The sequence below is a fragment of the Dokdonia sp. Asnod3-C12 genome, assembly GCF_045063975.1.
Lineage (GTDB): Bacteria > Bacteroidota > Bacteroidia > Flavobacteriales > Flavobacteriaceae > Dokdonia.
Window position 1 is genome coordinate 1,404,725 of sequence record NZ_JBEFNY010000003.1, and the last position, 19,375, is coordinate 1,424,099.

The following is a 19,375-nucleotide window of genomic DNA, read 5'->3' on the forward strand; positions in this document are numbered from 1 at the left end:
TTAATAAACAAAACTATAAATTATGAGAATTAAAGGATTTCTAGCAGTGATTGCACTAGCTACTATAATGGTAAGTTGTGGAGAAGGAGAGAAAAAAGAAACTAAAGAGACTGTAAAAATAGGATCAAAAAAAGCTGCTACAAAAGCAGATGAGAACACTGTAAATCTAGCACTTGCAGGTAATGACCTTATGAAATATGACAAGAGCGAGCTTAAGGTAAAAGCTGGACAAGAGGTGACTCTTACCTTCCGTCATACTGGAAAAATAGGAATTAAGGTTATGGGACATAACTTTGTATTGCTTAAGCAAGGTACGTCTATACCAGAATTTTCGGCAGCAGCAGCTACCGCTGGCGAGGCAAAAGACTGGATTGCAAATGAAGACCAGATTATAGCACACACAAAAATGATAGGTGGTGGCCAGACTACCTCAGTAACATTTACTGCTCCAGCAGCTGGAACTTATGACTTTATCTGTAGTTTCCCAGGGCATTCTGGATTAATGAAAGGAAAGTTTATTGTGGAGTAAATCACACCACAGTTATATTAAAAAAAGCCATCACGAGTTGTAACTCTTGATGGCTTTTTTCATTACTCTATATTCTTCTATAGTAAATCGAGTGTCAATTAATACGACGGTTTGCGTCTGTTTGCTTTCTTTTCAGATTGTACCTTTTTAGCATTAAGGCGTTTAAGTTTTGCCATCTTAGAAGGACGTTTCTTTATTCTAATCTTAGGTCTTTGTACTGCTACCTCTAGTAATGCAAACAGGCGTTTTATCACATCCTCTTTGTTTTTGTGCTGACTACGTGAGGTTTGAGAAGCGAGCAGCAACACCCCTTCTTTTGTAAGCCTATGACTAAGTTTTTCTTTGAGTAACTCAAGCTCTACCTCTGTTACTGCAGCAGATTCATACATAGCCCAAGATAACTCTACTCTTGAACTTGTTTTATTTGCATGCTGTCCTCCAGGGCCGCTACTTCTCGTTGCCTTAAATGTAAGTTCGGTAAGTAGTAACTCCTTGTTCATTGGTTTTTATTTCTTCTACATCGCTCACTGCAATAAATAACTTCATCCCAGTTTTTCTCCCACTTCTTTCGCCATGCAAAAGGTCTTTCACAAACAGGACATACTTTTGTAGGAAGGTGCTGTTTTTTCAAAATATGAGCTTAGCTATATTGTAATTTAAGATTATCAAGCATAATCTTAGTTATGGCATCAAGGTCAAATTTATGTTCCCATCCCCAGTCTTTACGAGCTTCACTATCATCTATAGAACCTGGCCAAGAATCTGCTATGGCTTGTCTAAAATCTGGTTCATATTCGATTTCAAACTCTGGAATTACTTTTTGAATACTTTGAGCTACATCTTCTGGCGCAAAGCTTACTCCTGCAAGATTATATGACGAGCGTATTTTTACATCCTTTTTAGGAGCATCCATGATATTTATAGTTGCTCTAATTGCATCCTCCATATACATCATAGGTAACACTGTTCCCTCCTGTAAGAAACAACGGTAGTTACCATGTTTAAGTGCTCTGTGGTATATATCTACTGCATAATCTGTAGTTCCTCCACCAGGTTCTGTTGTATAACTTATAAGCCCTGGGTAGCGTATGCTTCTCACATCTACACCGTACTTTTTATGATAGTACTCACACCAGCGTTCCCCAGTTTGTTTTGATATTCCATACACGGTTGATGGTTCCATAACCGTAAGTTGGGGAGTATTTTCTGAAGGAGTAGTTTCTCCAAAAACAGCAATACTTGATGGCCAAAATACCTTTTTAACCTTCTTGTCTTTTGCTAAGTTTAAAATATGAAACAGCGTTGTCATATTAAGATGCCAAGCTTTGGCAGGAAAACGCTCAGCAATTGCAGATAACATAGCCGCCATTAAGTACACTGTATCAATTTTATATCTAAAAATTACATCTTCTACCGCGGCAAAGTCTGTTGCATCCAGAAGCTCAAAGTGCCCCTCACTCATCAGCTCTTCATTTCCTTCACGGATGTCACTGGCTACAACCTTATCTGCACCAAATCTGTTACGTAAAGCGATGGTAAGCTCCGTTCCTATCTGACCGCAAGCTCCTATGATGAGTATTCTAGATTTCATATTGTGTGTTTTTAGTAGTACGCTTTCGCGAAAGCGTATGCAAACTTAATCATAAATATTGCGCGTATATACCCAATTAACCTACTTTTGTTAAGCGCTCAGTATAAGATTTTATGAAACAGTTACTTCCTTTTTTAATTATTCTTTCATTTATTATCACCACTTCTTGTAGCCAAAAAGAAGCTTCTCCAAAACCAAAAGAGAACGTAATATTAGTGGGCAATGACACCGTACAGCTTCCCACCCCTAAAAATCTTAAAGCCGCCATACGTCTCACACCACAAGCACGAGAAGGAGTCAAAAACTGGTCATTTTACAAGGATCTTTCTGCCGCTATTGATAGCTTACCATCTAACACTCTAGGTGAATTGCGCCTCAAAATAATAGATGTAGATGCCTTGTATATTAATTTAGAGCAAGCAGAAGAAGATCTAGCCCCAGTTACACCAGAGGCAGTACAGACTAAAGCAGTAAATGCGCGTCTAGTTGCTATAGAAACTAAGGCAAAAGTGCTCCAAAACAGCGCCCAACTCAACACTCCAGTAGCAGAGGATATTTCTAAAAAAATTGGCGAACTATATAATGCCTACCAAGATCTAAATTTGCAACTCAACGAACTTTTTGATACTAGCTTTAAAGACTTGCTAGAGCAGATAAAACAAGAAAATGAACAAGCTGCTAGTAAAAAGGCAGACGAGCAAACACCTAATTAACATGAAAATCTTATTTGTATTCTTTGCGCTAACTATTAGTACCGCATACGGTCAAGACACATCTATTATAAAAAAAGATATAGAAGTCTCTCTTAACTCTTGGCACAAAGCAGCTGCAGATGCTGATTTTGAAACGTATTTTGGGCTGATGACTAGCGATGCTGTGTTTATAGGTACAGATGCAACAGAAAACTGGCAGCTAGAAGAATTTAAATCCTTCTCAAAACCTTATTTTGACAAAGGCAAAGCATGGAGCTTTACTCCTATTGAGCGTAATGTGTATTTATCTACTAGTGATGATACCATCGCTTGGTTTGATGAACACCTTAGTACACAAATGGGTGTATGCAGAGGATCTGGAATTATGAAGAAAGTAGATGGGCAATGGAAAATACAACACTATGTCCTTTCTATCGCAGTGCCTAATGAAAATGTCTCAGCACTCACTAATCTTAAAAAGGAATGGGATACTGAGTACATAAAAAACAGGTCTAATAAAATTTAAGCTGAACCCTGTCGTTCATTGTTAAAATCTCACCTTGAGATTGTATTTATTAGATTTTTCATAGCTTTTTAGGCATTTTACATCGATATAATTATGCAATAATGACTATGCGTATTATATTTGATATTCAATAAAATAAACTATGAAAAAACTACTACTATTTACATTATGTTTGGTCACATTTATGACCAATGCTCAAATAGGATCGACTGCGCCATGGATGGCTCCGTTTAATGATTCTAGCAGAAACACGGAACCTACTTTTCAAGAAATTGTTGACTCCTTTAATACATACTGGGAAGGAAAAGATGAAACAGTCAAAGGAAGCGGTTATAAGCCTTTTAAAAGATGGGAATCTCTGTATTCAAATTACCTAAATGAAGATGGCACTGTCATGTCACAAAAGCAACTTTGGGATGTCTGGCAAGAAATTAATAGTCAATCAAGGTCTACGCAAGCAGATGATAGCGACTGGAGAAATATAGGCCCGCTTACACATACTAATACTGGCTCTTGGTCTGCTGGTCAGGGACGTGTTAATGCATTTGCAGTAGATCCTACAAATCCAAATACACTCTTCGTAGGAACACCTGCAGGAGGAATTTGGAAATCTACAGATGCTGGAGACTCTTGGACCCCACTTACAGATCAACTTCCTCAAATAGGGGTTTCTGGTATTGCTATCGATCCTACCGATACTAATATCATATATATCGCCACTGGTGATGATGATGCTGGAGACTCAACAAGTATAGGTGTTATGAAATCTACAGATGGCGGAGCTACATGGAGCACTACGGGCCTTAATGAGAGTAATAGTCCAACGACTATGAATGAAATATACTTAGATCCTGCAGATAGTAAGACATTGTGGGTTGCTACAAGTACTGGTATTTTTAAAACAGTAGATAGTGGTGCAAACTGGAATAATGTACTCGGCGGAAATTTTGATGACTTAAAAGTTAAACCAGGTAGCTCAGATATTTTATATGCAGCAGATGCATCAAGAATATTTAGAACACTAGATGGAGGAGATACTTGGTCAAATATATCTACCGGATATATTACCGGTGCCGCAAGATTAGTAATAGATGTTACGCCAGCAAATCCTGATGTACTCTATGTATTTAGATCGGATAATACTTTTGGAGCTGGTAATATTTACAAATCATCAAATAGTGGAGATTCATTCAACCAAACTTTTGCTGGTGGAGAAGATATCTTTGAAAGTACTCAGGCATGGTTTGACTTTGCTTTTGCTGTATCAGATACTGACGAAAATGAGATTTACACAGGGGTGCTCAATGTATGGAAATCTACTAATGGAGGTGTTAGCTTTACAAAATTGAATAACTGGAATGAACCAAATACACCTTCTTACACTCATGCTGATATTCATAATTTAAGATTCATAAATGGAACTTTGTATTGTGGGAGTGATGGCGGTTTTTACAGCTCTAATGATGGAGGAGTAAACTTTACTAGCCACACAGATGGTTTAGCCATCGGTCAATTCTACAGAATTGATGTAGCACCAGAAGATGCTTCTATTATATCTGGAGGTCTTCAAGATAATGGTGGTTACGCACGTAAAAATGGTATGTGGCAAAACTATTACGGAGCGGACGGTATGGAGAATATTTATGATCCGAACGACCCATCTAAAGTGTATGGTTTTATACAATCCGGAGGTGGACCTTTCTTCTCAAATGATGGAGGTGCTTCTCTTTCTGGATCTTTTGCTTCTCCAGAATCTGGTAACTGGATAACCCCACTTGCCTTTGCTAAAGATAAACGCCTGTATGCGGGTTATTCTAGGATTTATGAACTTGACTTTTGCTCTAACTCTTGGGTACCAAGATCTTCGTCATTTGGTTTTAACATAGATCTTTTAGAAACAGATCCTAATAACGCTTCAATTATGTATGTAGCAGTTAATGGAACTTTATATAAAAGTTCAAATAGAGGTGTAGACTTCACCGTTTTAAGATCATTTCCTGAAAATATCTCGTCATTAGAAGTGAAGTATGGAGATAGTAATACGCTATATATAGTTACTGCAGGAACATCTGGTAAGGTATATAAAGCAACAATAACAGATAATACAATTACGGTAAATGATATTACAGGTTCTCTGCCAGATGTGCCTAAATTGGTTTTAAAACATCAAAGTAATCATTCTGACAACCCACTGTTTTTAGGGACTGCACTTGGCGTTTGGAAATATGATGACATCACTAATGACTGGGAAACATTCGATAATGGACTGCCAAACACAGCCGTACGTGACTTAGATGTTAACGAATTTAACGGGGTTCTTACAGCAGGAACTTATGGACGTGGTATCTGGCAAACAGATATTGATACACAGCCGCTATCTTCAGACGTTGCAGCGACATCGCTAGCGCCTCTAAACAATCAAGTGATATCCTGTGGAGAAAATCCTACAGAAATAACATTTAGAAATAATGGAACCTCTTCTATAACGGAAGCAACTATAACTTATGAAGCTGGAGGCATTCAAAACACAATGCAATGGACAGGGAACCTTGCTACTCAAGAAGAGACTACCATAGAGTTACCAGTATTAGGACTACCTGTAGGAACCTATGAATTAATAGCTCAAATAACTACTAATGGCGATCAAGTAGAAGATAACAATGAGAAAAGAACTTCTATAGCTATCAATGAAGTGGGTGAAATCTATGTAGTGAATGATTTTGAAACATCAGAGAATAATTTACTTGTTCTTACAGAAAATGCAAATGCATCTTGTGATACTTCTGCACAAACATGGCAGAGAGGAGTTCCTAATGGAACTTTATTAAATCAAGCTGCATCTGGTGAGAATGTTTATGCTACTAATCTAAGTGGTGACCATGGAAATAACATTAAAGAGTATCTTACTACTAAATGTTATGACATTTCATCCTTAGAAATACCAGAACTATCTTTCAAAATGGCTTTCGAATTAGAATTAGATTGGGATATTATGTATGTAGAATATACTCTAGATGACGGATCTACTTGGAATATTCTAGGTACAGCAAATGATCCTAACTGGTATAATAGTGATACACTTCCAGATACTAACTGTTTTAATTGCCCTGGAGCGCAATGGACAGGAACTAGCGCATCATTTAATGATTATAGCTACGATCTTAGTGCATTTGCATCAGAAACTAGTATGATCTTTCGTTTTGTATTTCATTCTGACCAATCCGAAACTAGGGAAGGCATTGTAATAGATGACTTACAGATAGGAACTGAGCAACTTTCTATTGAAGATACAGTTCTAGAAGGACTAAGTATTTATCCGAATCCATCTACCGCTATATTTAATATACAGTGGCCTGCAGAACAATCATTATCCATAGAGGTGTTTGATATTTTAGGGAAGTCTGTTATCAAAAGATTTGATACGCCTCAAGGATCAAGTAATTACCCGCTTGACATGAGCACATTTGCATCAGGTTTATATCTCATTAAACTTAATACTGACAAACAACAAATTACTCAAAAATTAATTTTAAAATAATCAAAAAAGCCCTCTTCTCAGAGGGCTTTTTTGATTGTTTATGTAACATTTAAAATTTAATTTCGTCCTATTCAAAATAACCTAATAACGTTACTCTATGAAACTCTATAAATCGGCTGCAATCGTGGCTACTTGTGCTCTTACGCTTGTAAGCTGTAAGACAGAAGAAACTAAAGAGACAGCTCAAGTTGAAAAAATTCCTGGTATTGTACTAGAGAATATGGATACTACAGTTGCTCCTAATCAAGACTTTTACAATTATGTAAATGGATCTTGGATGAAAAACACTGAAATTCCAGATGACCGCACTAGCTGGGGAGGTTTTTCTGTACTGCGTAAAGCTACAGATGCAGATGTTTTAGAAATACTTGCTGAGGCTGAAAAAAGCGGAAAATACACAGCAGGTACAGATCAAGCAAAAGCACTAGCTATTTTCAACACAAAGCTTGACACTGTTGCTCGTAACAAAGCTGGGCTTACACCACTACAACCTGCACTAGATGCAATCGCTGGTGTAACTAACTTAAATGAATTACAGACAGTACTAGCTACTAACCCTGCTGTATCATCACCTTTTTTAAGCATAGGAGCCGGAGCAGATCTTAATGATAGCTCTATGAACACTGTGTACTTAGGTGCAAATGGTCTTGGTCTACCAGATCGTGATTATTACCTACTAGAAGATGGTAAGTCTAAAGAAATACGTGTAGAATATGTAAAACATATCTCACGCATGCTTCAAATGCTAGGAGATTCTGAAGTAGATGCAACTGCCGCTGCCGATAAAATTCTTGCAATGGAAACTGCACTAGCTACTCCTAGATTAGATAAAGTAGAGAGCCGCGATGCTCGTAACTTTAACAATCCGCGTTCTGTTGCTCAAGCAGATGAGATGCTCACATCTATAGATCTTAAAAAGATGATCGCAGATCTTGGTATCAAGAAGGATTTTGACACGCTTCTTGTGACACAATTAAAATATACTGAGGCTCTAGATACATTCCTCAAAAAAACTTCTCTTGAAGATATCAAAACACTAGTTCGTTGGGATACATTTAATAACGCTGCAGGGAGGTTGAGTACAGAAATAGAAACTGCAAATTGGGAGTTTTATAGTAAGTACTTAAGCGGTGCAAAAAAACAACGCCCAGCAGATGAGCGTGCACTAGCAACAGTAAATGGTTCTGTAGGCGAAGCGCTAGGTCAGTTATATGTAGATGCTAAGTTCCCGCCAGAAGCAAAGGCAAAGGCAGAAACAATGATTGCAAACGTTATTGATGCTTACAAATCTCGTATCCAAAAATTAGACTGGATGGGTGAAGAAACTAAAGAAAAAGCTATCGAGAAGCTTGATAAATTTACTGTTAAGATTGCATATCCAGATAAGTGGGAAGATTACTCAACAATGGACGTAGCGGCAGATAAGACGTATTTTGAAAATATGACGGCTGTAGGTAAATGGGGTCAACTTAAAAATTATGATGAAATAGGTGAGCCTGTAGATAAGTCTAAGTGGGGAATGTCTCCTCAAACGGTAAACGCTTACTTCAATCCACTTAACAATGAGATTGTATTTCCAGCAGCAATACTTCAACCTCCATTTTATAACTATACGGCAGATGAGGCTGTAAATTATGGAGGAATTGGAGCTGTAATTGGTCACGAGATCTCTCACGCTTTTGATGATAGCGGATCACGTTTTGACGCAGATGGAAACCTTAAAAATTGGTGGACTGCCGAAGATCTTGAGGCATTTACAACTCGTGGTAATGCACTTGCAGAGCAGTACAGCGCTGTAGAGGTACTTGATAGCGTTTACGTAAACGGAAAATTCACGCTAGGTGAAAACATAGGTGACTTAGGTGGTGTACTTGGAGCTTATGATGGATTACAGAAATACTATGCAGAGAATGGACGTCCAGAAAACATTGACGGGTTTACTCCTGAGCAACGTTTCTTCATGTCTTGGGCAACAGTATGGAGAACTAAGAGCCGTGATGAAGCATTAAGAACACAAGTAAAGACAGACCCACACTCTCCAGGAATGGTACGTGCGGTACAACCTTTATTAAATGTTGATGCTTTCTACGAAGCTTTTGATATTAAAGAAGGAGATGCAAATTACCTAGCTCCTGAGAAGAGAGTTCGCATCTGGTAATATAATATACTCGCTTTCGCGAAAACAAAAACCGCCTCAATCGAGGCGGTTTTTTTATGCTTATTGCTTTCGTTATTAAAGCTGTACCGTAAACTCGTAATTTAAAACACTGTCTACTGTAATGCTATCTATTTGTTTAAAAGACAATGACTCTTCTTGACTATATTCTGGTGGCTCGAGACCTAACTCAATAGCCTGTTTTGTGTAATACTCTTTTTTTGTAGGATGATTAGGGGACACCGCATTTATAATGTGACCAAAGGCATCTTGCTTGATTATCGCCGTCAAAATCCCAATGCAGTCTTCTCGATGTATCATATTAACTGGAGCATCACCATTGGTTAATCCCTTTCGTCCAGCAAGAAACCTTACAGGATTTCTACTACCACCAAACAATCCTCCAAAACGAACAATCGTTGTCTCAAAAGCCGGCGTGTTAAAAAATATCTGTTCTACATCATATAACTGCTTAGCCGCATTTGTATCGGGTTGTGGAGCATCTTTCTCTGTCACCTTACCTTGAGCATCATCATAAACAGAGGTACTACTTATAAGAATCACTTTTTTAACCTCAGACCGTTCAATCACGTGTAGAAAATGCGCCATTTTAAGAGCATAGTTTGCACCTGTGTTCTTTCTCAAACCTGGTGGGATCATAATGAGTAGCACATCTGTATCTGCAAGCAAAGTTTCTACTAAACCTGAGACACCACTTTCTGCTATTATTACGGGATATGCAGCGATATTACTTCTCGTAAGATCTTTTGCCTTCTCTGCATCTGTAACACTTCCTTTTACCGTGTACCCCATAAGCTGGAGCCTCGTGGCAAGTGCTTTACCAAGCCACCCTAAACCTGCAATTGTAATTTTTTTATTCATCTATTTTCTAGCAATAACTAGGGTTTTTCGTTTAAATCTTCAGCAGCAGCTATAATAATTAGCTACTTCTATACTCTTATCAACAATGACATTACTCTTCTACACCAGTGTTGATGGTATCATTTTTTGCTTTCGCGAAAGCGTACTCAGCAATATCAATCGTACGCTCTACTATGATAGCATCATTAGGTACAAATGGTTTTGGCATCGTAGTATTAGGCCTCGCCGAAACTGTAAATTTTGGGTTTTCTAATAAATCGTACGAGAACTCCTTGAGTGTAAATTTAGGATTTACACCTTCTAGAACTGCAAATTTAAACTCCAGCTTGTCATTTTTCTCTCTGTAATAACTTAAAATACCTTTGCTACCTCTTTTCTTATAAAGCGTCTCAGTACTATCTGCTTTTACAGCAACGCCGTTCCAAGAAATATGCTGTAAAGGAGTTTCTATAGCTGTGTACATACGCATTTGATGCACAGTACGATTAGGTGTGACTATAAGTGTCATATACCTCAACCCATCTACCAGCGTGTCTTTATCTAGCTGCACCGTACTTTCTGGCAAATCGATTACAGCAGTTTCCTTTGCATAGGTATATGGAGTATTGTATTTACTACCTGCAGCATTACCTATGTACATAGCAGCTTGCTCTGGGTTTTCGCCTAGGTATCCTTTTGTCCAGTCATCAAGTGACTTATTATATGTTGCCCAGTATGCTCGATTTGTATCTGTATTTTGATAATAAATAAGACTATTAGGTGCTTGACGATCTACGGCAGCATCTGAGTTCATGTGTGCAATCCCAAAACAAACGAGCGCTCCTAGCAAACTCAAATATGCTAAGAACTTCTTATTTCTATATAAACCAAATACTGGCAATACTAATCCAAAAAGGAGTATCAAAAAGATTACACTCGCATAGAGCATATCTGGTCCTAAACCTACAGGAAAGAACTGTACTAGCGGAGCTAATAAAAATATAGCTGGAGCACACAGTAAGACAAGTAACAACACACTAGGCTTGCGTTGTGCTATAAGTAAATAAAAAGCAATTAACCCAAAAAATACAGGAATGATAAAAAAGGCAGCACCTTTTAAATAAACTGCAACGAGTATATTAATGATGAGCCACATGGTGAGTGGAGCTACCATATTACTTGCCGTGTTTTGTGCCACGGTGAGCCTATGATAAATACCCATGCATAAACTAAAACCTAGTAACGCAAAGGCAATAATATACCAGTGACCATTATAGATGAAAACAGGCAACATGTCTTCATAACTAGGATATACATACTTTAATAACTCCCATAATAGGTAAAAAAGCCCTCCTCCTAAGATTAATGTAAGGAAGAAAGTGCTGAAACCTATAGCGACATATTTTCTCCTCAATTGTTCCTTTTTAAATCCATAAACTAGCAATGCTATAAACAGAACAATTGCAATTGCTACCATAGGCCAGATCCATGAAAATGGATATGCAACAAAGTTGGCCACAGCAGCATCAAAGTATACATAATCTTCATCAGACTTTATATTGGTAAGATCTGCAGCTGCAAAGTGCTTGAGTAATGGCATTAAGTAAGTTCCCTGGTGCTCTAGTGTCTTGCGATCCAAGTTTTCAAAAGTGTCATTTACCGTATGATAGTCAAAATGATCATCTATAAATGCAAAGAAAAATCCATCGATATCGCCATCTTCTCTTAAGACAGTCGAGTCCGTATCATTAGGCAGCATTTTGTAAATACTATACATTAATGAAGTCCCTACGGGATACTCCACTCCTGCTTCCATAAATCCATTAATGAGATTTTTATTACCGTGATTAGTTTCTACAATCATATTTGACGGTCCACCACTACCACGTGCTTCAAAGTTGAGGGCCAGTCCCACATCTTTTGCCCATGGATGCTCATCTACAAAAAGCTGAGCGCCATCTAAGCCAATTTCTTCGGCATCTGTAATGCAGATTATGATATCATTTACAGGAGTGACTCCGCTCGCAAGGTAAGCTCTTACACTTTCTAGTATAGTTACCACACCAGAACCTGCGTCACTTGCGCCATGAGATGCACTGTGTGGCGCACTATCATAATGTGACATAAGTAATAGTGCCTTACCATCACCACTTCCTTTTATGCGCGCTAGGATATTTTGAGGCTTTGTTAGATTACTGTATCCATTCCATTCCTCATTTACAAAACCTTCTTGTACTTGCGGCTCTAGACCAAGCTTGCGAAGTTCTTGTACAATATATTGTTGCACTTCTGTATGTGCCGCTGTACCTACAAAATGCGGTTTTGCCGAAATTACTTTTAAATGTGATAATGCTCTTGCCGTAGAAAATTCTGTAAGCGGAGTTTCTTTATCACTTATAGTCTTAGGCATGAGTGAGTAAAAGCTCACAAATACTAAAAACAACACTAGAATAAATGAAATAATATGGGATAAACGTTTCATTGAGAAGGCAATCTATTGGTTTGGTGCTTGTAAAATACGAATTTATGAGCTTGAGTACGCTTTCGCGAAAGCGTAACCTCAGAGATTAAAATTAAATCACTAACTTTAAGAGAACAAAATCAGCAAGTTATGGCAATTAAAAGTTTTATGGGTAAGCGCGCAAAGGACACCAAAAGTAGCGCTACAGACATTAAGGTAAGTGATTACATGAGCCGAAAGCTCATTACTTTTTCTCCTGATCAATCGGTGCTTGAAGTGATGAACAACTTAATTAAACACAAGATTTCTGGTGGTCCCGTGGTTAATGAAAATAACGAACTACTGGGTATTATCTCTGAAGGTGACTGTATGAAGCAAATTTCTGAAAGCCGCTACTACAATATGCCTATGGATAATATGAAGGTATCTAATCACATGGTGACTAATGTGGATACGATAGATGGTAATATGAATGTTTTTGATGCGGCAAATAAATTTCTGGAGTCAAAACACAGACGTTTCCCTATTGTAGAAAACGGCAAGCTTGTAGGGCAGATAAGCCAAAAAGATGTTCTTAAAGCTGCTCTAGCACTCAACGGTCAGACTTGGAAATAAGCTGTTATGGCATTTTTTCAAACCAAGCGAGTTCTACTTGCTGGGCTTCATATATAAAATTATTCTTGCGCTCGAGACCTATCTTTTCTAGTACTCTGCAAGATGCTTTATTCCCTAACTCTGCCATGCCGCAGAGTTTTGTATTTGGAAAATGTTCAAAAAAGTAATCTCTTGCCGCGATTGAAGATTCGGTTGCATAACCTTTACCCCAATACTCAGGCATAAAACGATAGCCTATATCATAAAAGTTAGTGTGGCCATTCATTTCCTGCTCAAAGTTATATTTGAGTCCTGTCCACCCTATCCAATTTCCTGTGCTTTTCTCTATCGCTGCCCAGCGACCTATACCGTAGGTTTCATATTGCATACGAATGTAGTCTACATATGTTCGCGCCTTTCCCATGCAAGTAATAGGATTTTTACCTAAATATTCATGTACCAACGCATCGCTATCTAGAAGATACATACCTCCTGTATCTTCTATTCGAACCTCGCGTAAGATTAGGTGTTCTGTTTCTATGTGGTAGGTCATAATTAATTTAAAAATTGAGAGTATGCTGTAATGTTATGCACGTTTCACAAGCGCATAAAAATCACCGTCAAGCGGTAAGTACCCTTGATCATACACAAAGTAATACACAGTCCCAGCCTTTGTAGTATAAATACTAGTAAATAGATTAAAGTCAAACCCAGCTGCATTGAGCTTAGACTTGGTAGTTCTCGTTTTGTCTTCTGGATTGAGACTCTCTAAGATGCGATAATTCTTGCGCAACACATTATTAGTATTGCGCATAGTATTTTTTGAGTCCTTATTTTGATTATTATTGTGCGAATTACGGCATGAGTCGCTACAGAATTTTTTATCTGCGCGACCTATGATTTTATCTCCACACTCGGGACAAGCTCTTTCCATATACTTGCTAGATACTTGAGCTCAAAGCTCAGTTGTCCATATTATGAGGTTAATACTCTTTAATTATTCTTATAAATCTTGATATCTAAGTCACCCTTAGCATTCATATGAGCGCGGTACATTCCTGCAGTATTAAATTCCATCGCAACATTACCATCTTTATCTATCGCTACAATTCCTCCATCTCCACCTAAAGCTGGAACTTTCTTTTGGATAACTTCGCTAGCCGCTTCTTGGAGCGTTACTCCTTTATATTCCATCATTGCCGAAATATCATGAGCTACCTGTGCTCTTATAAAAAATTCTCCCCACCCAGTACTACTTACTGCACACGTAGCATTATTTGCATACGTACCAGAACCTATAATAGGAGCATCACCTATACGATTGTAACGTTTATTAGTCATTCCTCCTGTGGAAGTTCCTGCAGCCAGGTTGCCATATTTATCTAACGCCGCACAACCTACGGTTCCAAATTTACTGTCCTTTATATAAGGATCCATAAATGCCACCTTCTTATCACCATCATGATCGAGTTGTGTTTTTTCTTTATCTATTATTTTCTGTAATGACTGGAAGCGCCTTTCTGTATAGAAATAGGAAGGATCTACAATTTCTAGTCCTTCCTCTTTTGCAAATTGCTCTGCTCCTTTTACACTTAGCATCACATGTTCAGACTTATCCATAACGGCTACTGCAAGATCAATAGGATTTTTTACTGTTGTTACTCCAGAGATGGCTCCCGCATTAAGCGTCTTACCATCCATCACACTTGCGTCAAGCTCATTTGTACCATCATGTGTAAAAACAGCACCTTTTCCTGCATTAAATAAAGGACTGTCTTCCATAATATTTATAGCTGCTGTTACGGCTTCCATACTAGTTCCACCATCGGCTAGAATTTTATGACCAGCCTTTGTAGCTTCTTCTAGCTTAAGACGATATGCTTTTTCTAGTGAATCTGTCATATTCTTTTTAAGAATAGTGCCAGCTCCTCCATGTATAACAAGACCAAATTTTTGATCTGCGGGAATAGTATTTTCAACTTCCTTAGAAGCTTCTTCTTTAACTGGCATGTCACAAGACATGATTAAAAAACACGAAATAATGCCAAAAACTAATTTTTTCATAGAGATTACGATTTTGTAAGTGCCTAAATATAAGGAGAAAGAATCTGTAAAACGAACTGCATTTTTTAAAAACATCGATGAAATACACAGCATATTCTTTGAAATTTCTTACAAATCAACTTTTTTTGTGTATTTCATCGATTAAATACACAAAATATACGTTTAAGTGCAAAATAGTTTTATATTGCAGTCATAATAAACTCATAACCCCAAATTATGAAATTGATTAGCCAAACTTTATACGCACTAGTTGCGTTGTGCCTCCTAAGCGCGTGCACCAGCGAAGAATCTACAGAGATAGATACTCTTGCAAATTTAGAAACTACTATTGAAGTAGAAAACAACATTGAGCTTGCCGAAGAGGTACTCGATGTACTTAATGACTATAGGGCATCTCTAGGTCTCAATGCTCTGCAGTGGCATACAGATTCAGAAAATCTTGCAGTAGGACACTCTAGTTATATGGTAGCTCAAAATGCTGCTAGTCATGATAACTTTTATGAGCGTGCTGCTATATTGCAAGAAAATGGGGCAGACATGGTGAGCGAGAATGTTGCTTATGGTTTTAGAGATGCAGAGTCAGTTCTAGAAGGATGGCTTAACAGTCCAGCTCATAAGCAGGCAATAGAAGGTGATTACACTCATACAGGTGTAGGCATCGTCATGACAGAAACAGGAATACCTTACTATACACAATTATTTATACGATAAAAAGATACCCCCAAATCAGTTTTGATTATCAACCCCGTTTACAACAGTAGACGGGGTTGTTTTTTTACGCTTTCGCGAAAGCGTACTTCTATAAATTGTATTTTTATACAAAGAATAAGATTATGGCAATTCAACAACCGTTTAATTTAAATAAGTGGATTGAGGAAAACAGAGATCTCCTCAAGCCACCCGTAGGCAATAAAAACTTATACAAAGACGCAGGTGACTATATCGTAATGATTGTAGGTGGCCCAAATGCTCGTAAAGACTACCACTACAATGAGACCGAAGAACTATTTTTTCAAATAGAAGGTACTATTGAAGTGCACGTGCAAGATGAGGGAGTAAAGCGCACTATGCACCTAGGTCCTGGTGATATGTATTTACATCCCGCTGGTGTGCCACACTCACCCGTGAGGCATGAAAACTCTATAGGTCTTGTAATAGAACGCAAGAGAGTAGACCTTGATGGTAAGGATGGTTTATTATGGTTCTGCGATAACTGTAATCATAAATTATATGAAGTTTTCTTCAAGCTTAATGATATTGAAAAAGACTTTTTAGGACACTTTAAAGATTTTTACGGAAGTTTAGAACATAGAACTTGCAATAACTGCGGAACCGTTATGGAAGTAGATGAGCGATTTACTACAGATTAGTAAAAAAACAGAATAATTTTTAGGGTGTGTTTAATAACACGCCCTTTTTTATGGAAGCCTTTGAATTATCCTTAGATTTGACTCAGAACAACACCTCTATTGCAGCAGGTGTATATTAAAGAAATTATTAACCATTGAGTAAGATCGCTATGTATGTTTTCTTCACTCAATAATTCAAAAAACTATGAGCACAGTAGCAAAAGATTTTGGAATGGACGAAGCGCTTAAAATACTTGGCATTTCAGATATAAATGAAGGAACCTCTACAGGTCAAAAAAGTTTTGGTAATGGTGACATTATCGAATCTTACTCTCCAGTAGATGGACAGTTAATAGGTAAAGTAAAAACTACCACAAAAGAAGATTACGAGAAAGTAATGACCTCTGCGACTGCAGCGTTTAAAGACTTTAGAACAATGCCAGCTCCAGCACGTGGAGAGATGGTACGTCAGTTTGGAAACAAGCTTCGTGAGGTTAAAGAACCATTAGGTAAACTCGTTTCTTATGAGATGGGTAAATCATATCAAGAAGGACTAGGTGAAGTACAAGAGATGATAGATATCTGTGACTTTGCAGTAGGTCTTTCTCGCCAGTTACACGGTCTTACAATGCACTCGGAGCGTCCTGGACATAGAATGTATGAGCAGTACCACCCGCTAGGTGTGGTAGGTATCATTTCGGCATTTAATTTTCCAGTAGCTGTTTGGGCTTGGAACACAGCACTTGCTTGGGTTTGCGGAGATGTATGTGTATGGAAACCATCAGAAAAGACACCGCTTTGTGGTGTTGCTTGTCAAAACATAATCGCCGAAGTTCTTAAAGCTAATGATATGCCAGAAGGTATCTCGTGCCTTATAAATGGAGATTACAAAGTAGGTGAGATGATGACTACAGATAAGCGTGTCCCTCTTATTTCTGCTACGGGTTCTACTCGTATGGGAAAAAAGGTATCTGCAACTGTAGGAGAACGTCTAGGAACTTCACTACTAGAACTTGGAGGAAACAATGCAATCATTGTAACTCCAGACGCAGATATTAAAATGACAGTAATTGGCGCTGTTTTTGGCGCTGTAGGAACTGCTGGACAACGCTGTACATCTACTAGACGTCTTATTATACATGAGAGTATGTATGACAAAGTAAAAGACGCCGTTGTAAAAGCATATGGCCAGTTGCGCATAGGTAACCCTCTTGACGAAAATAACCACGTAGGACCATTAATTGATACAGATGCAGTTGCTAATTACAACAGCGCACTAGAACGTGTGGTTGCAGAAGGTGGAAACCTTATTGTAGAGGGTGGTGTTCTTAGTGGAGAAGGTTATGAGAGCGGTTGCTACGTAAAGCCAGCGATTGCAGAGGCTAGTAATAATTATGAGATTGTACAGCACGAGACTTTTGCTCCTGTATTATACTTATTAAAATACAAAGGTGATGTAATGGATGCCTTAGAGCTTCAAAACGGAGTTGCACAAGGACTTTCGTCTGCTATTATGACTAACAATCTTCGCGAGGCAGAGCGTTTCTTAAGCGTTGCCGGTTCAGATTGTGGTATTGCAAATGTAAACATAGGTACTTCTGGTGCAGAGATAGGTGGAGCCTTTGGTGGTGAGAAAGACACTGGAGGAGGCCGCGAGTCCGGATCAGATGCTTGGAAAGTATATATGAGAAGACAGACTAACACTATTAATTACACAACCGAGCTACCGCTTGCTCAAGGAATTAAATTTGACTTATAAGAGACTATATCTTTTAAGTAACTACTTATTTTCAAAACCGTTTCCCATTAAAGGAAGCGGTTTTTTTATGCGCTTTCGCGAAAAATTGAACACATCAAGCCCACTCTTCTCACAATAAGCAAAACAGTATATAACCTACGTTTTGCGCTTGAACTTGATATTTTTACTCGATTAATCTCTTAAAATTATCGGGGAAATACATAATCTGCTGAATATCAAACCTAAAAAGTTGTAAGTGTTAATATTTTAACTAACTTTAAGAAACAGTAATCACCTAAAAAACAACCAAATGAGTAAGAAAACGGGATACCTACTAGGTATGCTGCTTACGATTGTTATTTGTATGATTCTCGCATGGATTTTTTGTTGCAACACCACTGGAAATAGTGATTTGCAAAACAATCAAAGAGAAAAAACAATTGACAATCCTTCTGCAGTAGCTACTCCAGAAGTAGCAACCTCAATGGCCTTTAACCTTAAAGGACCTGACGGTAATTTTGCTTTTACAAGCAATGACAATTTTAACTTCAACACTTCATCATTTTCAATATTACCTCCTATTTCTGGGAAGGTTACAGATGGCGTAGCTGAGCTCAAAACATACTTTGAGACCACAGGTAATGAAGATAAAATGATAGACATCACAGGATATTATGACAGTGAAGAAAAAAACACCTCAGCATTTGCAGATCTTGGACTTGCGAGATCTAATTCTGTAAAAAATTATTTTGTTGACAAAGGAATTCCTTCTAGCCGCATTAATACGTATGGAGAGCTACGCTCATCACTAGTTCCCGATGGCAACGTTTACAAAGGCCCTGTAGACTACAGGATCTTTAATCAGGCAAATGCAGATCTTGATGCTACTAATACGGCACTACAAGATATAGAGAATAGCCTAAGAGCAGACCCACTAGTATTGTACTTCGATTATGGAGAAGCCTCTGTAACGCTAAGCGAGAAACAACGCTTACAAATAGGAGACATAAGCCGTTATCTAGATAAAAAAGAAGGTGCAACCATCACTGTAGAAGGACACACAGATAGTCAAGGTAGCCTCACAACTAACGATAGATTAGGATTAGAAAGAGCAGAGTTTGCTAAGGCATACCTCGCAAACAACGGTATTCCGGGATCAAAAATTAAAACAGTTTCAAAAGGAGAGCGCAGCCCTATTGAAACAAATGATACCGAGGAGGGACGTAATAAAAATAGACGCGCAGTCATCACATTAAACTAACAGACCAAAAACAAAA

Annotated in this window: 18 protein-coding genes; 10 read left to right on the forward strand and 8 right to left on the reverse strand. The window is 38.1% G+C overall.

Annotated features, from left to right (window positions below; all coding sequences use genetic code 11):
• The first annotated feature begins 22 nt into the window (after positions 1-22).
• Positions 23-529, forward strand: coding sequence for an azurin (gene azu / locus ACJJVW_RS06445; RefSeq protein WP_405251110.1), 507 nt, complete (start codon positions 23-25; stop codon positions 527-529).
• 98 nt (positions 530-627) lie between these two features.
• Here azu and arfB read toward each other — a convergent pair whose 3' ends face one another.
• From arfB to ACJJVW_RS06460, 3 genes are read right to left on the reverse strand one after another with little or no spacing between them, the layout of a single operon-like run.
• Positions 628-1,029: an alternative ribosome rescue aminoacyl-tRNA hydrolase ArfB gene (arfB, locus tag ACJJVW_RS06450; RefSeq protein WP_405251111.1), complete on the reverse strand. Its 402-nt coding sequence runs from the start codon at positions 1,027-1,029 to the stop codon at positions 628-630.
• Positions 1,026-1,160, reverse strand: coding sequence for a DUF2256 domain-containing protein (locus ACJJVW_RS06455; protein WP_081804642.1), 135 nt, complete (start codon positions 1,158-1,160; stop codon positions 1,026-1,028). Before ACJJVW_RS06455 ends, arfB begins: the two co-directional genes overlap by 4 nt.
• Positions 1,161-1,169: 9 nt before the next feature.
• The gene (locus ACJJVW_RS06460; RefSeq protein ID WP_298323611.1) at positions 1,170-2,120 is read right to left on the reverse strand and encodes an NAD-dependent epimerase/dehydratase family protein; all 951 of its coding nucleotides are present in this window, start codon (positions 2,118-2,120) and stop codon (positions 1,170-1,172) included.
• Positions 2,121-2,233: 113 nt separating this feature from the next.
• On the opposite strand from ACJJVW_RS06460, the gene ACJJVW_RS06465 reads away from it, so the two are divergent.
• From ACJJVW_RS06465 to ACJJVW_RS06480, 4 genes are all read left to right on the forward strand, one after another.
• Positions 2,234-2,833 (forward strand): hypothetical protein, encoded by a 600-nt coding sequence (locus ACJJVW_RS06465; protein WP_405251112.1) that lies wholly within the window; start codon positions 2,234-2,236, stop codon positions 2,831-2,833.
• 1 nt (position 2,834) lies between these two features.
• On the forward strand, positions 2,835-3,338 hold the full coding sequence (locus tag ACJJVW_RS06470; RefSeq protein ID WP_405251113.1) for a nuclear transport factor 2 family protein: 504 nt from the start codon (positions 2,835-2,837) through the stop codon (positions 3,336-3,338).
• Positions 3,339-3,480: 142 nt separating this feature from the next.
• Positions 3,481-6,876, forward strand: coding sequence for a T9SS type A sorting domain-containing protein (locus ACJJVW_RS06475; protein ID WP_405251114.1), 3,396 nt, complete (start codon positions 3,481-3,483; stop codon positions 6,874-6,876).
• A gap of 97 nt (positions 6,877-6,973) precedes the next feature.
• Complete coding sequence (locus ACJJVW_RS06480; RefSeq protein WP_405251115.1) at positions 6,974-9,034, forward strand: M13 family metallopeptidase; 2,061 nt, start codon at positions 6,974-6,976, stop codon at positions 9,032-9,034.
• A gap of 75 nt (positions 9,035-9,109) precedes the next feature.
• Here the strand turns inward: ACJJVW_RS06480 and ACJJVW_RS06485 are convergent, their stop codons facing one another.
• Positions 9,110-9,913, reverse strand: a complete 804-nt coding sequence (locus ACJJVW_RS06485; RefSeq protein ID WP_405251116.1) for an NAD(P)H-binding protein — start codon at positions 9,911-9,913, stop codon at positions 9,110-9,112.
• A 91-nt stretch (positions 9,914-10,004) separates the two neighbouring features.
• Positions 10,005-12,374: a M28 family peptidase gene (locus tag ACJJVW_RS06490; protein WP_405251117.1), complete on the reverse strand. Its 2,370-nt coding sequence runs from the start codon at positions 12,372-12,374 to the stop codon at positions 10,005-10,007.
• Positions 12,375-12,503: 129 nt separating this feature from the next.
• Here ACJJVW_RS06490 and ACJJVW_RS06495 point away from each other — a divergent pair, with 129 nt between their 5' ends.
• Positions 12,504-12,968, forward strand: coding sequence for a CBS domain-containing protein (locus ACJJVW_RS06495; protein ID WP_013750774.1), 465 nt, complete (start codon positions 12,504-12,506; stop codon positions 12,966-12,968).
• 4 nt (positions 12,969-12,972) lie between these two features.
• Here the strand turns inward: ACJJVW_RS06495 and ACJJVW_RS06500 are convergent, their stop codons facing one another.
• Genes ACJJVW_RS06500 through ACJJVW_RS06510 form a run of 3 tightly spaced genes read right to left on the reverse strand, consistent with a single transcriptional unit; the run spans position 12,973 to position 15,011 of the window.
• Complete coding sequence (locus ACJJVW_RS06500) at positions 12,973-13,500, reverse strand: GNAT family N-acetyltransferase (protein WP_405251118.1); 528 nt, start codon at positions 13,498-13,500, stop codon at positions 12,973-12,975.
• A gap of 33 nt (positions 13,501-13,533) precedes the next feature.
• Positions 13,534-13,881, reverse strand: a complete 348-nt coding sequence (locus ACJJVW_RS06505; protein ID WP_405251119.1) for a hypothetical protein — start codon at positions 13,879-13,881, stop codon at positions 13,534-13,536.
• A 59-nt stretch (positions 13,882-13,940) separates the two neighbouring features.
• A complete protein-coding gene (locus tag ACJJVW_RS06510; protein WP_405251120.1) occupies positions 13,941-15,011 on the reverse strand; it encodes an isoaspartyl peptidase/L-asparaginase family protein in 1,071 nt (356 codons plus the stop codon).
• A 216-nt stretch (positions 15,012-15,227) separates the two neighbouring features.
• Here ACJJVW_RS06510 and ACJJVW_RS06515 point away from each other — a divergent pair, with 216 nt between their 5' ends.
• The 4 genes from ACJJVW_RS06515 to ACJJVW_RS06530 all read left to right on the forward strand — a co-directional run bounded on the left by ACJJVW_RS06515 (position 15,228) and on the right by ACJJVW_RS06530 (position 19,359).
• Positions 15,228-15,722, forward strand: coding sequence for a CAP domain-containing protein (locus tag ACJJVW_RS06515; protein WP_298323589.1), 495 nt, complete (start codon positions 15,228-15,230; stop codon positions 15,720-15,722).
• Positions 15,723-15,844: 122 nt separating this feature from the next.
• On the forward strand, positions 15,845-16,381 hold the full coding sequence (locus ACJJVW_RS06520) for a 3-hydroxyanthranilate 3,4-dioxygenase (protein WP_339846323.1): 537 nt from the start codon (positions 15,845-15,847) through the stop codon (positions 16,379-16,381).
• Between the two features lie 184 nt (positions 16,382-16,565).
• On the forward strand, positions 16,566-18,119 hold the full coding sequence (locus ACJJVW_RS06525) for an aldehyde dehydrogenase family protein (RefSeq protein WP_405251121.1): 1,554 nt from the start codon (positions 16,566-16,568) through the stop codon (positions 18,117-18,119).
• A gap of 289 nt (positions 18,120-18,408) precedes the next feature.
• Entirely contained in the window at positions 18,409-19,359 is a 951-nt protein-coding gene (locus tag ACJJVW_RS06530) for an OmpA family protein (RefSeq protein WP_405251123.1), read from the forward strand.
• The last annotated feature ends 16 nt before the right edge of the window (positions 19,360-19,375 follow it).

What these genes read in the sequence shown, in the direction of transcription:
- ACJJVW_RS06505 (WP_405251119.1), bottom strand. Translation starts at nt 13,881, where the DNA reads ATGGAAAGAGCTTGTCCCGAGTGTGGAGATAAAATCATAGGTCGCGCA.
- ACJJVW_RS06465 (WP_405251112.1), top strand. Translation starts at nt 2,234, where the DNA reads ATGAAACAGTTACTTCCTTTTTTAATTATTCTTTCATTTATTATCACC.
- ACJJVW_RS06525 (WP_405251121.1), top strand. Translation starts at nt 16,566, where the DNA reads ATGAGCACAGTAGCAAAAGATTTTGGAATGGACGAAGCGCTTAAAATA.
- ACJJVW_RS06485 (WP_405251116.1), bottom strand. Translation starts at nt 9,913, where the DNA reads ATGAATAAAAAAATTACAATTGCAGGTTTAGGGTGGCTTGGTAAAGCA.
- ACJJVW_RS06480 (WP_405251115.1), top strand. Translation starts at nt 6,974, where the DNA reads ATGAAACTCTATAAATCGGCTGCAATCGTGGCTACTTGTGCTCTTACG.
- arfB (WP_405251111.1), bottom strand. Translation starts at nt 1,029, where the DNA reads ATGAACAAGGAGTTACTACTTACCGAACTTACATTTAAGGCAACGAGA.
- ACJJVW_RS06495 (WP_013750774.1), top strand. Translation starts at nt 12,504, where the DNA reads ATGGCAATTAAAAGTTTTATGGGTAAGCGCGCAAAGGACACCAAAAGT.
- ACJJVW_RS06510 (WP_405251120.1), bottom strand. Translation starts at nt 15,011, where the DNA reads ATGAAAAAATTAGTTTTTGGCATTATTTCGTGTTTTTTAATCATGTCT.
- ACJJVW_RS06475 (WP_405251114.1), top strand. Translation starts at nt 3,481, where the DNA reads ATGAAAAAACTACTACTATTTACATTATGTTTGGTCACATTTATGACC.
- ACJJVW_RS06515 (WP_298323589.1), top strand. Translation starts at nt 15,228, where the DNA reads ATGAAATTGATTAGCCAAACTTTATACGCACTAGTTGCGTTGTGCCTC.
- ACJJVW_RS06530 (WP_405251123.1), top strand. Translation starts at nt 18,409, where the DNA reads ATGAGTAAGAAAACGGGATACCTACTAGGTATGCTGCTTACGATTGTT.
- ACJJVW_RS06470 (WP_405251113.1), top strand. Translation starts at nt 2,835, where the DNA reads ATGAAAATCTTATTTGTATTCTTTGCGCTAACTATTAGTACCGCATAC.
- azu (WP_405251110.1), top strand. Translation starts at nt 23, where the DNA reads ATGAGAATTAAAGGATTTCTAGCAGTGATTGCACTAGCTACTATAATG.
- ACJJVW_RS06500 (WP_405251118.1), bottom strand. Translation starts at nt 13,500, where the DNA reads ATGACCTACCACATAGAAACAGAACACCTAATCTTACGCGAGGTTCGA.
- ACJJVW_RS06460 (WP_298323611.1), bottom strand. Translation starts at nt 2,120, where the DNA reads ATGAAATCTAGAATACTCATCATAGGAGCTTGCGGTCAGATAGGAACG.
- ACJJVW_RS06520 (WP_339846323.1), top strand. Translation starts at nt 15,845, where the DNA reads ATGGCAATTCAACAACCGTTTAATTTAAATAAGTGGATTGAGGAAAAC.
- ACJJVW_RS06490 (WP_405251117.1), bottom strand. Translation starts at nt 12,374, where the DNA reads ATGAAACGTTTATCCCATATTATTTCATTTATTCTAGTGTTGTTTTTA.